This is a genomic window from Acholeplasma equirhinis, assembly GCF_017052655.1.
Classification (GTDB): Bacteria; Bacillota_I; Bacilli_A; order Acholeplasmatales; family Acholeplasmataceae; genus Acholeplasma; species Acholeplasma equirhinis.
Genome location: NZ_JAFIDC010000001.1, coordinates 793,062 through 807,921 on the forward strand (window position 1 = coordinate 793,062; position 14,860 = coordinate 807,921).

The 14,860-nt window shown below is 32.2% G+C and carries 14 protein-coding genes and 1 riboswitch; of the genes, 5 read left to right on the plus strand and 9 right to left on the minus strand.

What is annotated here, in order from left to right; all coding sequences use genetic code 11:
- Nucleotides 1–4: 4 nt before the first annotated feature.
- From JV173_RS03715 to JV173_RS03740, 6 genes are all read right to left on the minus strand, one after another.
- Complete coding sequence (locus JV173_RS03715; protein WP_205734947.1) at nucleotides 5–886, minus strand: phosphatase PAP2 family protein; 882 nt, start codon at nucleotides 884–886, stop codon at nucleotides 5–7.
- Complete coding sequence (locus JV173_RS03720; RefSeq protein WP_205734948.1) at nucleotides 883–1,863, minus strand: patatin-like phospholipase family protein; 981 nt, start codon at nucleotides 1,861–1,863, stop codon at nucleotides 883–885. Before JV173_RS03720 ends, JV173_RS03715 begins: the two co-directional genes overlap by 4 nt.
- Before the next feature lie 50 nt (nucleotides 1,864–1,913).
- Nucleotides 1,914–2,366 carry an SsrA-binding protein SmpB gene (gene smpB / locus JV173_RS03725; protein WP_205734949.1) on the minus strand — a complete coding sequence of 151 codons (453 nt, stop codon included), beginning with the start codon at nucleotides 2,364–2,366 and terminating at the stop codon, nucleotides 1,914–1,916.
- 66 nt (nucleotides 2,367–2,432) lie between these two features.
- A complete protein-coding gene (gene rnr, locus JV173_RS03730) occupies nucleotides 2,433–4,589 on the minus strand; it encodes a ribonuclease R (protein WP_205734950.1) in 2,157 nt (718 codons plus the stop codon).
- Nucleotides 4,590–4,697: 108 nt separating this feature from the next.
- Nucleotides 4,698–5,993 carry a phosphopyruvate hydratase gene (eno, locus tag JV173_RS03735; RefSeq protein ID WP_205734951.1) on the minus strand — a complete coding sequence of 432 codons (1,296 nt, stop codon included), beginning with the start codon at nucleotides 5,991–5,993 and terminating at the stop codon, nucleotides 4,698–4,700.
- Nucleotides 5,994–6,126: 133 nt separating this feature from the next.
- Entirely contained in the window at nucleotides 6,127–6,861 is a 735-nt protein-coding gene (locus tag JV173_RS03740; RefSeq protein ID WP_205734952.1) for an ECF transporter S component, read from the minus strand.
- A gap of 84 nt (nucleotides 6,862–6,945) precedes the next feature.
- Nucleotides 6,946–7,065, minus strand: a riboswitch (FMN riboswitch).
- Nucleotides 7,066–7,210: 145 nt separating this feature from the next.
- Here JV173_RS03740 and gpmI point away from each other — a divergent pair.
- Nucleotides 7,211–8,746, plus strand: a complete 1,536-nt coding sequence (gpmI, locus tag JV173_RS03745) for a 2,3-bisphosphoglycerate-independent phosphoglycerate mutase (RefSeq protein ID WP_205734953.1) — start codon at nucleotides 7,211–7,213, stop codon at nucleotides 8,744–8,746.
- 53 nt (nucleotides 8,747–8,799) lie between these two features.
- Here the strand turns inward: gpmI and JV173_RS03750 are convergent, their stop codons facing one another.
- Both JV173_RS03750 and JV173_RS03755 read right to left on the minus strand, forming a co-directional pair.
- The gene (locus tag JV173_RS03750) at nucleotides 8,800–9,429 is read right to left on the minus strand and encodes a GyrI-like domain-containing protein (RefSeq protein ID WP_205734954.1); all 630 of its coding nucleotides are present in this window, start codon (nucleotides 9,427–9,429) and stop codon (nucleotides 8,800–8,802) included.
- On the minus strand, nucleotides 9,426–10,139 hold the full coding sequence (locus JV173_RS03755) for a metallophosphoesterase (RefSeq protein WP_205734955.1): 714 nt from the start codon (nucleotides 10,137–10,139) through the stop codon (nucleotides 9,426–9,428). Before JV173_RS03755 ends, JV173_RS03750 begins: the two co-directional genes overlap by 4 nt.
- Nucleotides 10,140–10,235: 96 nt before the next feature.
- Here JV173_RS03755 and gcvT point away from each other — a divergent pair, with 96 nt between their 5' ends.
- Genes gcvT through gcvPB form a run of 4 tightly spaced genes read left to right on the plus strand, consistent with a single transcriptional unit; the run spans nucleotide 10,236 to nucleotide 14,479 of the window.
- Nucleotides 10,236–11,312, plus strand: a complete 1,077-nt coding sequence (gcvT, locus tag JV173_RS03760) for a glycine cleavage system aminomethyltransferase GcvT (RefSeq protein WP_205734956.1) — start codon at nucleotides 10,236–10,238, stop codon at nucleotides 11,310–11,312.
- A 14-nt stretch (nucleotides 11,313–11,326) separates the two neighbouring features.
- On the plus strand, nucleotides 11,327–11,695 hold the full coding sequence (gene gcvH, locus JV173_RS03765) for a glycine cleavage system protein GcvH (RefSeq protein WP_205734957.1): 369 nt from the start codon (nucleotides 11,327–11,329) through the stop codon (nucleotides 11,693–11,695).
- 19 nt (nucleotides 11,696–11,714) lie between these two features.
- The gene (gcvPA, locus tag JV173_RS03770) at nucleotides 11,715–13,028 is read left to right on the plus strand and encodes an aminomethyl-transferring glycine dehydrogenase subunit GcvPA (protein ID WP_205734958.1); all 1,314 of its coding nucleotides are present in this window, start codon (nucleotides 11,715–11,717) and stop codon (nucleotides 13,026–13,028) included.
- Nucleotides 13,025–14,479: an aminomethyl-transferring glycine dehydrogenase subunit GcvPB gene (gene gcvPB, locus JV173_RS03775; protein ID WP_205734959.1), complete on the plus strand. Its 1,455-nt coding sequence runs from the start codon at nucleotides 13,025–13,027 to the stop codon at nucleotides 14,477–14,479. Before gcvPA ends, gcvPB begins: the two co-directional genes overlap by 4 nt.
- A 48-nt stretch (nucleotides 14,480–14,527) precedes the next feature.
- Here gcvPB and JV173_RS03780 read toward each other — a convergent pair whose 3' ends face one another.
- A complete protein-coding gene (locus JV173_RS03780; protein WP_205734960.1) occupies nucleotides 14,528–14,842 on the minus strand; it encodes a hypothetical protein in 315 nt (104 codons plus the stop codon).
- Nucleotides 14,843–14,860 lie beyond the last annotated feature (18 nt).

Here is a 14,860-nt window from a genome sequence, read left to right on the forward strand (position 1 = left end):
AACTTTACACTTTCAATTTTTTAAAGATAAACATTGAACCAGCTGAACCAAAGAATCCAATTGCTGCATAACGAATAAAATCAAGATATACATTATCTTCAGCAATTAAATCAAAGATTGCAGATAAACCAACATAAAGGATTAAAACTCCAGCTAAACCAACAAGTGCTCTCCAAAGGATTTTAATACCTTGTGGTTTTTCATCATACATAATCTTAAATTTATCTAATACATAACCTAACATGAAACCAGTTAATCCACCAGCTGCAACAAACATAGTTTTTACATCATCATAATGTGGTGCTGTAAAGATTTGAATAGCAAGTACACCTAGTACAAGTGGAATTAAGACAAGTAAACCGTAGATATGTTCTCTGTCTTTCATCAGTTCAACAACTCGTCCAATTAAGAATGCTACAGAAATACCTAAGACTAAACCAATAATGACATCACTTGGATAGTGTTGACCTAAATAAACTCTTGTAAAAGGTACTAAAATCATTGCTGCAAGTAATACCCATTTCAACCATTTGTTTGCTTTACCGTATTCTTGATAAAGCACAGTTGAAATCACTGCAGTATTTTGTGCATGTCCAGATGGGAATGAATACCCGTGTGTTTCTTCACCTACACCAAGTGCCGGATCTTCTTTAAATGGTCTTGGTCTTTGAATCAAAGCTTTTAAGCCTTCATTAACAATACTTGAGAAAATAAATACAAATACAAGTTTAAAAGCACTCTTTTTATTAACAAACCAGTAAATAACAAGTGCAACTGCAATAAATGCGAACTGATCACCAAGTTGAGTGATTGCTTGCATAACTGCATCTACAAAGCCTGAACGCATGCCTTGTATAAAACGAATAATATCTAATTCAATTGTCATTCTTCATTTCCTCTCTTCTGCTTTTTAGCTTTTTTCTTCATCTCTTTTTGTAATTTTTTTAATTCTTTTTTAGTTTGTAACTTTAAATCTTTTAATTTAAGTTCATCTTCTGGTGTTAATTTAATGACTTTAAATTCATTTGATTTTTTAAAGAAATTAAATTTCCAAAATGATTTAATGATACCCTCTTCATACATTTTATTGATAACCATTTTACCTGCAGTATAGCCTAGTAAAGCTTTTTCATCTTTATATGTTTTATTGAAATTTAACATTTCAAGGTTATCTGTAATAAAACTTTTCTCAAAGACTTCACCTGGTGTGAAATCAATGATATTAATATCTGTATGATCATAAAGATATGGATTAAACTTATAATCCAGTGGAATCGATAAAATTAAATTACAACCATCATTAATTAAAGGTTCAACAGGGTAATTGTCTAAAATCCCACCATCAACATAAAAGAAATCATCGATTTTAGTCGGACCAAAAATCACTGGTATGGATGCAGATGCTAAAACTGCTTTATATGGATCCATCATTTTATTTAAATGGAAAACTTTCTTTTCCATGGTATCAGTATTGATTTGATGTGTCATTGATGTTTTAGAATACATCAGTGCTGCAGTTGCATAGCCTTGATATTTAGACTTTCTAACTTGCTTCATATTTATCTTTTCTAATAACTTATTAGTTAAAGGTTCTACCGAATACATTCTAGAATCTTTAGAAAAGACATTCATTTTAACGCCAAAGACATTATCAGCATCTAGGTCATCCCAAATGGTTTCCATATGCTTATGGTTCTTTTTTGACATTAATAACATCGTATTAATGGCACCAATCGAAGTTCCTGAGATTGATTTAATCTGTTTTAAAAGATTAGCTTCTTCTAATGCTTTAATGACACCAAGTTGGTATGCACCTTTAGCACCACCACCACCAAGCATTAAACCAATTTTAAGTTTACCCATTGAATCTTCTACCCCTTTATTGTCGTTTTAAGTTTTAAATTTTTTATTAATTAATAACGATTTTTACTTTTGAGTTCTTGTCGCTTTTCACGTTCCAAATCACGTTCTTTAATCGAATCTCGCTTGTCAAAGAGTTTCTTACCCTTAGCAACTGCAATTTCTAACTTAATTAAACCTTGATGTAACTGAACTTGAAGTGGAATAATTGTATAACCTCCACGATCTTTAAGACCGATCAGTTTATTAATTTCACTGCGGTTTAAAAGTAGTTTTCTCGTTCTCGTTTCTTCATGGTTAAAAATTGAAGATGCTTCAAATTTAGCAATATGCATATTTAAAACAAAAGCTTCACTATTTCTAATCATCACATAGGCTTCATTAATTGAAACTTTACCTGCGCGAATACTTTTAACTTCACTACCTTGAAGTTGGATACCGGCTGTAAATTTTTGTTCAATGTGATATTCAAATGTTGCACGTTTATTTGTTGAGATGACTTTCAAGATAATACTTCCTTTTATAGATTACTTAATCTATTGTAACATGAAATAAGTATCAAATTATCCTTGTTACTTATTTCTTTTTTTAGTTTTTGATTTGTTTTTTTGTTTCTTTTTAGTTGTTGTAAAAACTTGTTTTAAATCTTTTTTCTTACTTGATTTAAAATTTATTTTTTGACCCTGATTTTTTTGAATGCGTTTCTCATTCAATGTAAAGTCAATTTTGTGTTCAACCATATCAACAGCTAAGAGTTTAACCTTTAATTGATCACCTAAACGATACTTCTTACCTGATTCACTATAGAAGAGTAATTTCTCTTCATCAAACATTAAATACTCATTCACGTTCTTAATATGAACAAAGCCTTCAATGCCGTTTGTAAGTTTTACATAAAAACCAGCTGGTGAGAACTGTGTGATGACACAATCAAATACGTCACCAACAAATTGACTCATATACTCACATGACTTAAGTTTAGTAACATCACGCTCCATATCGATTGCGATACGTTCTTGAATAGATGTATGTTCACTATATTCTGGAAGTAAATCTTCAAAATGTTTAATTTCTTTTACTAACTTTTTATCAGATAAACCATTAAACATCAGATTTCTTATCATACGGTGAAATAATAAATCTGGATATCGTCTAATTGGTGATGTAAAGTGTGAATAGAATTCACTACCCAGTCCAAAGTGTCCGATTGGATTTGGATCATACTTAGCTTTTTGCATACTACGTAGAAGAATCATATGCACAATATATTGATACTTTGTTTCAAGTGCACCTTTGGTTAATCTTTGTAGCATGGTTGCAGTTGATTTTTCTTTTTTATCTGCAGGAAACCCGATCTTACGAAGGCTTTCTAAAGCCATTTCAAGTTTAACAGTATCTGGTTTTTCATGAACTCTATAAATACCTGGTAAGTCATTCTTATGGAAGTGAGTTGCAACAACTTCGTTGGCTAGAATCATAAAAGATTCAATTAATCCTTCTGCTTCTTCAGTCTTTCTTTCTTTAACAGATAAGACTCTGCCTTCAATGTCAACTTCAAATTTTAATTCGCTTGATTCAAAATCAATTGCACCACGTTTTGAACGAACCATTTTTAGTTTTTGTGCAACTTCATTAAGTCTTACAATCATAGTGTCTAGTGCTTCATCACCAAGTGAAATGTTTTCTTTGATTAAAGCATTCACCTTGGTATAAGTTAATCTAAATTTAGATTCAATGATTGATGGAAATATCTCATATGAAACAACTTCCATTGCATCATTTAAAACCATTTCACATGAAATTGTATATTTAGCTTCATGTGGGTTTAAACTACATAAGTCATTAGATAAACTATGTGGTAACATCGGTATCACTCTATCTGCTAAATAAACAGATGTTGCACGACGATATGCTTCTTGATCAAGTGCACTGCCTTCTTTTACAAAATAAGATACATCTGCAATATGAACACCAATTTTAATGTTCCCGTTATCTAACTTTTGATAACTTACCGCATCATCTAAGTCTTTCGCATCTTCACCGTCAATGGTTACAATCAGTTCTTCTCTTAAATCACGACGTGTCTTGGTCTCATACGTTTCATCGACTTTGATTGATGCAATCTCATTTAAGATTTCTTTACTGAATGTATGTGGCCAACCATATTCATTGATAATTTTAACAATTTCAATATCAGGGTCGTTTTGATGACCAATCACTTCAACAAATGTTGTAAAGATTTTAGTTTGAGAAATTTCATCTACTTTAAGCATGATAACATGACCATCGACTAAATAGTCTGGATATTCTTTAACCATGATCAGTTTATCTTTTATATTGGTTGCATCAAAACGGATAAACTTTGTTGATTTACGAACGATTGCGATAACCTGTGTTAAACTCGATTGAATGATGTCAACAACATATGGATCATATGCAAAGTGATTCACTAAAACCAGGTCATTGTCCATAGCTCCATTTAAATCATATAAATCAATGCGCATATCACCATCTTTTTGTAAAAGAAATGCAGCATGTTTTTTAACTTGTACAATACCTAATTTATATTTGTGTTTTAAAGTAACACCTTTTTGATTAACGTCAAAATACTGAGTTAAAGTGGGAACTAACTTTTCCAACTCGTCACCAAAACTATCCTTCATTTCATCAATTGTAATAGTTTGTTTATTCTGTTTAAAATACCATGCTATAAATTGTTTAAGTTCCATTATCTTTATTCCTCGTTTCTTTCATTTTATCATAGATAAAGATGTTACCAATCAAACCTTAAAAAAAGCCTTTCAGTTTGAAATGAAAGGCTTAGTTTTTACTTCAATTTATTTTTTTAAATTGTAGAATGATTTAATACCTAAGTATTGAGCAGTATCACCTAATTGATCTTCGATTCTGATTAATTGGTTGTACTTAGCAACACGGTCTGTACGTGATGCTGAACCAGTCTTAATTTGACCAGCATTTGTAGCAACTGCGATGTCAGCAATTGTTGTATCTTCTGTTTCACCTGAACGGTGTGATACAACAGCTGTGTAACCAGCACGTTTAGCCATTTCAATCGCATCAAATGTTTCAGTTAAAGTACCGATTTGGTTAACTTTGATTAAGATTGAGTTAGCTGTACCAGTTGCAATGCCTTTAGCTAAATATTCAGTGTTTGTAACAAATAGATCATCACCAACTAATTGGATCTTGTCACCTAATTTGTCAGTTAACATCTTCCATCCAGCCCAGTCGTTTTCATCCATACCATCTTCAATTGAGATGATTGGGTATTTAGCAACAAGTCCTGCATAGTATTCAACTAATTCAGCTGAAGTGAATTCTTGTTTTGTTGATTTCTTGAATACATATTTATTCTTTTCATCATCAAAGAATTCAGAAGCTGCAACGTCGAAACCTAACCAAATATCTTTACCTGGTTCATAACCAGCATTTTTGATAGCTTGTAAAATGTTTTCGATTGTATCTTCATTAGATGAAAGGTTTGGAGCGAAACCACCTTCGTCACCAACTGCAGTTACTAAACCTTTTTTCTTTAAAATTGATTTTAAGTTATGGAATACTTCAGCACCCCAACGGATAGCTTCTTTGAATGATGAAGCACCTACTGGATAAATCATGAATTCTTGGAAATCGATTGGAGCATCTGAGTGTGCACCACCGTTTACAATGTTCATCATTGGTACTGGTAATTGTTTAGCATTGAATCCACCAAGATATTGATATAATTCTAAGCCTAATAAATCAGCAGCAGCTTTAGCAACAGCGATTGAAACACCTAAGATTGCGTTTGCTCCTAATTTACCTTTATTTTTAGTTCCGTCTAAAGCGATCATTTTCTTATCAATTGAAACTTGATCTAATACTGATTCGCCTAATAAAGCAGGTCCGATGATGTCGTTAACGTTAGCAACTGCTTTTAAGACACCTTTACCTAAATAACGGCCTTTGTCTCCGTCTCTTAATTCAACAGCTTCGTGTTCACCAGTTGAAGCTCCTGATGGTACTAATGCTCTACCGAATGCACCTGATTCAGTAACAACTTCAACTTCAACAGTTGGGTTACCACGTGAGTCAAGAACTTCTCTTGCATAAATACTTGTAATAAATGGCATGTTTGTTCTCCTTATAAATTTTAATTTATTTGTTTAAATAGACCGTATATATTATACAGCATATTCACTTTATTTCAAATGAAAACTAATACAATCACACTATGTTTCATAGTTGAAACGTTTTCAATTGGTATTATAACTTTTCGTAAATGATCATTAAACGTTTGTTTAATAAGAAAGTAATGATACTTACCATGATGGACAGTATCAAATTAAACGGTAAGATTGCATAAAGTAAATACATGACCATATAATTTGATTCATTAATTCCAGGTATGACTATTAACATCGCAAGAATTGTCTCAAAGTCATATAAACCAATATAAAATGGTAGAATGACCAACCAATTTGATACAACACCAATGATTGTCCAAATAACTGGAATTGATACAGCTGACCAAATTTTATTGGATAGACTATTCTTTTTATGATAAATCATAGATGAAATAATAACAGTTACAACACCAATGATTAGATCAGCAAGTTCACCTACACCTAATGTAGATGAACCAGGAAGTTTAACAATAAAACGAATAATCGCAATAATTGTTCCACTAAATGGTCCAAATAAATATCCACCAATATAAATAGGTACATTACTAAAATGGATATCTAAAAAACTAGGAATGGTTTGAATCAGTCCTGCTAATGGAAACTTCACATAATAGTAAAGTACAACTGATAAAGCAGCAAGCATTGAGAGTGCCACCATTTTTTTAATTGGTTTCGTCTCTTTACCATTCTTACCTTCAAATCTAATTGCAGCAACGACTAAGAAACCAATTAAAATGATCAATAAGATAATTGATACAACTTCAACAACTCTTATGTTTTGCTTTAAAAACTCAATAACACTTTCAAAACTCATCACACTCACTCCTTTCAATAAAAAATCGCCTACATATGTGGGCGATGAAAAAAGATCTAAAATGACACTTAAAAATAAAGTGACCACTTTCTTCTCCCATCCAGACTATACTGTCGGTTCCTGAATTTCACAGGATCCTGCAAATAACTTTGCTCGCAGACTTTAACTGCCGGTGAGGAATTACGCCTCGCCCCGAAGATGATTAAGTTTTGTAATGATATTTTAACATGAAGACTATGTGATATCAAACAATATTATAATGAATACATTTTCAATGATAGAATTCTATGATTTTATCACATGATTTGATGTATAATAACTACGGAATAAGAAAAGAGGTATTTATTTTATGGCAGAAAAATTTGCAGCTTTAATTATTATGGATGGACTAGGACTTGCTCCAGCATCTAAAGGTAATTCAGTTGAATTAGCTGATAAAGCATATTTAGACAATTTATTAAAAGAATATCCAAACAACACACTTGTTGCATCTGGTGAAGCAGTTGGCTTACCAGAAGGTCAAATGGGTAATAGTGAAGTTGGCCACTTAAATTTAGGTGCAGGTCGCATTGTTTGGCAATCATTATCAAGAATTAATGTTGCGATTAAAGATGGTTCATTCTTTACAAATGAAGCATTTTTACAAGCAGTTGCTTATGCAAAGAAAAATAATTCAAAATTACACATCATGGGATTAGTATCAGATGGTGGTGTACACTCACACTTAGAACATTTTAAAGCAATGTATGAATTTGCTAAACAACAAGGTGTTTTAGACAGAACTTACTTACATGCATTTATGGATGGTCGTGACACACCTCAAGAAGGTGGTTACGAATACTTAAAATCATTAGTTGATTATGGTTATAATGTAGCAACAGTTTCTGGTCGTTTCTATGCAATGGATAGAGATAATAACTGGGATCGTATTCAACTTGCATTTGATGCAATGACATTAGGAAATGCTCCAGTGATTGATGATGCATTAGAAGGTATTAAAATGTCTTATGCAGCTGGTGTTCAAGATGAATTCATCAAACCATTTGTTGTAAACAAAGCTGGTTTAATTGAAGATAATGATGCAGTGATCTTCATGAACTTCCGTCCTGACCGTGCAATCCGTATGGCAACAGCATTATCAAATCCTGCTGCAACTAAAGAATTATATACAGAAGGTAAACCATTACTTGATGTATCAAAAGCTCCAAAAAATATTTTCTTAGTTTCAATGATGCATTATAAAGAAACTGTTAAAGGTCCTTTAGCATATGAACTTCAAACATTTGAAAATCTTTATGGTGAAGTGATTGAAAAAGCTGGTTTAAATCAAATTAGAGCAGCTGAAACTGAAAAATATGCACACGTTACATTCTTCTTTGATGGTGGTAAAGAAGTTCCACTTGCACATTCAACAAGAATTCTAGTTGAATCTCCAAAAGTTGCAACTTATGACTTAAAACCTGAAATGTCAGCTTATGAATTAACAGAAAAAGTTATTGCAGAACTTAGAACTGGTAAATATCAAACTATGATTCTAAACTTTGCAAACCCTGACATGGTAGGTCACACAGGTTCAATTGAAGCAACTAAAAAAGCTGTTGAAGTTACTGTTGAATGCATGGGTAAAGTAGTTGATGTTATTACTAAAGAATTAAATGGTGTTACAATTGTTCTTGCAGACCATGGTAATGCTGAACAAATGTTAGATGCAGAAGGTAAACCACATACTGCACATACAACAAACTTAGTTCCAGTTGTCGTTACTAAGAAAGGTATTAATGTAAATCACGGTGCTCTATGCGATGTTGCACCAACATTACTTGATTTACTTGGTATCCCACAACCTGCAGCAATGACTGGTAAATCATTAATTTCAAAAGAATAATTTATGTATTAAATAAAAAGAGGAAATCTAAATTGAATTCCTCTTTTTTATACTCAATTTTTCTTAATTGGATGTCTTAAGACAGTTTTTAAACTTACACTGTCAGTTTTTCTTGGGTCTGATATGTAAATCTCATGGTGATATCTTTCATCACTGATGTCTACTTGATATCCTTTATCTTTCAGATAAACATGCATGATTTCAACAGTTTTTGGTTCATCTTGATATGGACCAACATGCAACATTTGTACACAAAGTCTTTCATCATATGTGAAAAACTGTACTTTTTCATAATCCTTAGTTTTTTTCTTTTTATTAATCGTTTCAATAGCCCAACTGACATCTTCTTTTCTAATAAAGTCTGGCAGTCTTAAAAGTGATATGAATTGAAACTCATCATAGCGATCATAATCAACACCTTTTAAGCCTTCAATCCACCAAAAACCTTCTAATGGTGGTACGACATAGGTTTCAAAGTTTGGAATTTTGTACTCACCTTTTTCACTCATCTTTAAAGTATAGGCAACACCATAGAGTAATTCGACTGCCTTAGCATAGTCTCCTTGTTCACTATTAGGGTTCCCCTTACCTTTAACAGTTAAGTAATTTATTTTAGGAATTTCTATGATCATTGGTTCTTGTTTAGGTTGATATTGATCTTTATAAACTTTTTTTAAAATCAATTGCCATTTTTAAGTCCTCCTTCAATTTCATTTCCATTTTCATCAAAGACTAAGACATTTACTTTTTTAGTGATGATAGTTTTTGCATCTACTCCGATGAACCCTTTTTTTCTAAATGGTTCATCTGATTCTTTACCGAGTTCATAATAGTTTAAAGCTTGTACATGAAAGTGCCCAAAAACATATGTTTTGTCATAAGGTTTAAAGTATTTAATAAAGTATGGTGTATTTGCGAAGTTATAAATATACCAATCTTTTTCATTTGAATATTCATATCCAGCATGAATGAATTCATATTTACCTAGTTCGAATTTTGGTACCATACTTTCAAGTAATTCAATTAAAAATGGATATCTTCTATTTATAGAATCTCTAATTTCTTCGATTGTTTTCGCATTCGGATCACTAAATTCTCTTAATGTATTACCTAATCCATTGTGCTTAATATTAAATAAACCGTCACTTTTACCTGTTAGGAAATCAAGTAAAAAATCATCATGATTCCCTCTAATCATGATTAATCTATTTAAACGATTAAAATATTTTAAAAATCCAAGGACATCTATATTTTCAATTCCTCTATCAAAGTTATCACCTAAGGATATAAGAATATGATTTTCATTCTCTAAGTCAAACCCTTTTTGATCAAGTGCATCAACAAGTGGTTTAAGATTGCCATGGATGTCAGAAAAGACGAAATAATGTTTCAAAGTCTGCACCTCTTAACTTATTTTATCATGATATAAACATTAGAATGGTTAAAACATATACTATCGTATATAATGGAAAGAAAGAGGGAATATACTATGAGCGAACTTAAAAAAACAATCCTATATGAAAAACACCAATCTGTTGGTGCAACCATTGTTGAATTCGGTGGTTTTTTAATGCCACTTTATTACACAACAATTCCTATTGAACATCACACTATCAGAAATGAAGTTGGTATGTTTGATGTCTCTCACATGGGTGAAATACTCATTAAAGGTAAAGATGCACTTAAATTTGCAAATTATATATTATCTAGCAACATTGTTGTTTCAAATAAAATGCAGTACGGCTTTTTACTTTATGAAAACGGAACAATTGTTGATGATTTAATGGTTTATCCATTTAGTGAAGATAAAATCTTACTTGTCGTAAATGCTTCTAATACAGATAAAGATTTTGAACACATTTTAAAATATACAAATGGTTTCGATATTACTGTAGAAAATAGATCAAATGACTTTGGCGAAATTGCAGTTCAAGGTCCTAAGAGTTTCGACACACTTTCAAAACTCTTTAAATCTTTACCTGAACATTCTGGTGACTTTGGCTCATTCCCTTATGAAGATGGTTATCTCTTAATTTCACGCAGTGGTTATACTGGTGAAGATGGATTTGAAATCTATGGTTCTAATGAAGAAATATTAAATCTTTGGGACAAGTTCTATAACCTAGGTATTACACCATGTGGACTTGGATGTCGAGATACCCTTCGCTTTGAAGCCGCCATGCCACTTTATGGACATGAAATCGATAATACAATCAATCCATTCGAAGCAGGTTTAACCTTTGCAGTTGATTTAACAAAAGAAGATTTTGTTGGAAAAGCTGCACTTACAGTTTTAAAAGACAACATCAAACGTAAAGTTGTTGGGTTAGAACTTTTAGAAAGAAATGTACCACGTCAAGGCTACCCTGTGTTTGCAGGTGAAACTGAAATTGGAAGAATTACAACCGGTTATTTATCTCCAAGTACAAATCTTCCAATAGCAATGGCGTTAATTGACAGTAACTATGCTAAAATTGGAACGAACATCTATGTTTCAATAAGAAACAAGATGATTCCTGCAGTTGTTAGAAATAAAAAATTTATTGAAAAGAAAAATAAGGTTTAAGGAGAATTAAAACTATGAACAAACACGATGTTAAATATTTATCAAGCCATGAATGGTTATATGTAGAAGGTAACAAAGCTAAAGTTGGTATTTCATCTTATGCTGCAATGCACTTAGGTGATATTGTCTTCTTTGATTTACCAAAGGTAGGTCAAACATTTAAAAAGGAAGCTGTCTTTGGTGCAGTTGAATCAGTCAAATCAGCGTCCGACCTTTATTTACCAGCATCTGGTACAGTTGTTGCAGTAAATGAAGCATTAGTAACTAAACCAGAGCTTGTTAATGAAGATCCATTTAATAACTGGATCGTAGAAATTGAATTATCAGACTTATCAGAACTTAATTCATTACTTGATGTTACACAATACGAAGCAACACTCTAATATTTAAAGGGGATAAACTATGCATAAATATCTGCCACACACTGAAGGTGATATCAAGCAAATGCTTGATGCCATCGGTGTCGGTTCGCTTGATGAATTATTTGAAAAAATACCAAAAAAACTTCAATATCAAGGTAAATATGATGTTCCAAATCAATTATCTGATTTAGAAGTTACAAAACTCTTAAATGAAATTGCTGCTAATAATAAAACATTAACTATTTTTAGAGGTTATGGTGCATATGATGTTTATACACCTTCAATCATTAAAGCATTAACTTCTCGTCAAGAGTTTATTACATCATATACACCATATCAACCTGAGGTTTCTCAAGGTACACTTCAATATATCTTTGAATATCAATCCATGATTTGTGAGATTACAGGTATGGATGTAACAAATGCTTCAATGTATGATGGTCCTACCGCAACAGCTGAAGCAATTCTGATGGCGATTTCACATACCGGTAAAAAGAAGATTGTTTATTCATCTTTAATACATCCAAGAACAATTGAAGTTGTAAAAACTTATGGACATTACCGTGATTTAGATTTTGTTCCACTACCTGAAAAAGATGGTTTAACAGATTTCTCTAAATTAGCTGAACTATCTAAAGACTCAGCTGCAGTTTTAGTTCAATCACCAAATGTATATGGGAATATTGAACATTTAAATGGTATTTCAGATACGATCCATGCTGAAGGATCACTTTTCATTATGAATACTGAAATTACATCACTTGCACTATTTAATACACCAGGTAACCTTGGTGCGGATATTGCATGTGGTGATTTACAATCACTTGGTGTACCATTATCATTTGGTGGTGCTTATATTGGTTTCTTAGCAGCTAAAACACCACTACTTAGAAAAATGCCAGGACGTATTTGTGGTATTACAACAGACCAAGACGGTAAACGTGCATTTGTGTTAACTCTACAAGCTCGTGAACAACATATTAGACGTGCAAAAGCTAACTCAAATATTTGTTCAAATCAATCTTTAATGGCTCTATCTGTAGCAATTTATCTATCTTCTATGGGCAAAGAAGGCTTTATTGATTTAGCAAGATTATCTTTAGATGGCGCATACTATTTAGAAGCTGAACTTGTAAAAACTGGTTTATTTACAAAATCGAATAATCAAACACACTATAAAGAATTCGTACTTGAATCTAAAATTGATCCAAAAGACTTTGACACGTATTTAATTGAAAAAGGTTATCTTGGTCCACAATATTTAGGTGATGGTAAATATTTATTTGCAGTTACAGAAAAAAGAACTAAAGATGAGATTGATCAATTTGTGAAAGTTGTAGGTGAATTCAAATGAGATACTATGATACTTTAATTTTTGAAATCACTAAACAAGGTCGTGTTGGTCACAACCTTCCAAAAAATCAATTCCCTTCTGTTAAACTCGATGCATCACTCTTAAGAGAACAAAAAGCGGAACTCCCTGAAGTTTCAGAATTAGAAGTTGTTAGACACTATACCAATGTTTCATTAAAGAACTTTGGGATTGAATCAGGATTTTATCCACTTGGCTCATGTACAATGAAGTACAATCCTAAATTAAACGATGAACTTGCTGGCCTTCCTGGTTTTGCAAATGTCCATCCACTTCAACCAAATGAGGTTTCTCAAGGTTTCTTAGAAATATACTTTGACCTTGCAAGATACTTATCTGAGTTAACTGGGATGGATGCATATTCATTAAACACCTATGCTGGTGCACATGGTGAACTTGCAGGTTTAATGATTATTAAAAAATATCATGAACTTAGAAATGATTCTAAACGTAAATTAATTATCGTCCCTGATAGTGCACATGGTACTAACCCAGCCTCTGCAACTGTGTGTGGATTTGATGTGATTGAAATCAAATCACATCCAGATGGTACAGTAAATATTGATGCATTAAAAGAAGTTTTAAATGCAAATGTTGCTGGTCTCATGCTAACAAATCCTAATACAGCCGGTGTATTTGAAAAAGACATCGTTGAAATTTCAAAACTTGTACACGAAGCTGGTGGTTTAGTTTATTATGATGGTGCTAACCTTAATGCACTCCTTGGTGTATCTCGTCCAGGAGACATGGGCTTTGACATTACACACTTAAACTTACATAAAACATTTTCAACACCTCATGGTGGTGGTGGACCAGGTTCCGGTCCAGTTGGTGTTAAGGCCTTCTTAAAAGAATTCTTACCAGGACCAGTCGTTGAAAAAACAACTTCTGGTTTCAAATTCCATCAACCAGAAACTTCAATCGGTGCACTTTCTGCATTCTATGGAAATGCATCCGTATATTTAAGAGCTTATGTTTATATTAGAACATTAGGTATTGAAAATCTTAAAATGATTGGTAAACTTGCAACACTAAATGCCAATTATATTAAGGAAAGTTTAAAAGATTATTATAAACTTCCAATCGAAGGACATGCAATGCATGAATTCGTCTTTGATGGCTTAATTGACCAATCAACAGGTGTTAAAACACTTGATATTGCGAAACGTCTTCTAGACTACGGTATGCATGCACCAACAATTTATTTCCCACTCATCTTCTCTCAATCCATGATGATTGAACCAACAGAAGCTGAAAGTAAAGAAACACTGGATAAATTTATTGATGCTTTAAAATCTATTGCTAAAGAAGCAATTGATGATCCTGAAAATCTAAAATCTGCACCTCACAATACAGTGGTTCGTCGTTTAGATGAAGCCAAAGCTGCAAGAAATCCAATCGTTGCATATAAAGATATTCATAAGTTTATTTAACAAATAACCCCATCCAAATCAGGATGGGGTTTTTCATTTACTTGATTTTTATTTAAATACTGCTTGAAATACTTTAGTCGCTTCTGTAACTGATAGTGTTAGAAAATCTGATGTGTCACAAAGATCAACATTGTTTCCTAAAATACTATCAAAGAAATCTCTAAAGTCATCAATCTTTCCAACATAATCCGTAAAAATAAATCTAAATCTTGTTTCAGTTACATTATCACACAAAATAAAATCATAATCTTCAAATGTCACTTTAATGACACGTTCTTCAATTTGTTCAAAACTGATTGGGAATACTTCATATAGGTTTGAGTTGATTTTACCTATCATTTCTGCAATTTGTTGTAAGTTCATAAGAATCACCTCATCCTT

Excerpts from the sequence above, each read along its gene's own strand:
- JV173_RS03715 (WP_205734947.1), bottom strand. The coding sequence starts at position 886 with ATGACAATTGAATTAGATATTATTCGTTTTATACAAGGCATGCGTTCA.
- gcvPB (WP_205734959.1), top strand. The coding sequence starts at position 13,025 with ATGAGATACTATGATACTTTAATTTTTGAAATCACTAAACAAGGTCGT.
- gcvT (WP_205734956.1), top strand. The coding sequence starts at position 10,236 with ATGAGCGAACTTAAAAAAACAATCCTATATGAAAAACACCAATCTGTT.
- gcvH (WP_205734957.1), top strand. The coding sequence starts at position 11,327 with ATGAACAAACACGATGTTAAATATTTATCAAGCCATGAATGGTTATAT.
- eno (WP_205734951.1), bottom strand. The coding sequence starts at position 5,993 with ATGCCATTTATTACAAGTATTTATGCAAGAGAAGTTCTTGACTCACGT.
- gcvPA (WP_205734958.1), top strand. The coding sequence starts at position 11,715 with ATGCATAAATATCTGCCACACACTGAAGGTGATATCAAGCAAATGCTT.
- JV173_RS03780 (WP_205734960.1), bottom strand. The coding sequence starts at position 14,842 with ATGAACTTACAACAAATTGCAGAAATGATAGGTAAAATCAACTCAAAC.
- rnr (WP_205734950.1), bottom strand. The coding sequence starts at position 4,589 with ATGGAACTTAAACAATTTATAGCATGGTATTTTAAACAGAATAAACAA.
- gpmI (WP_205734953.1), top strand. The coding sequence starts at position 7,211 with ATGGCAGAAAAATTTGCAGCTTTAATTATTATGGATGGACTAGGACTT.
- JV173_RS03740 (WP_205734952.1), bottom strand. The coding sequence starts at position 6,861 with ATGAGTTTTGAAAGTGTTATTGAGTTTTTAAAGCAAAACATAAGAGTT.
- JV173_RS03720 (WP_205734948.1), bottom strand. The coding sequence starts at position 1,863 with ATGGGTAAACTTAAAATTGGTTTAATGCTTGGTGGTGGTGGTGCTAAA.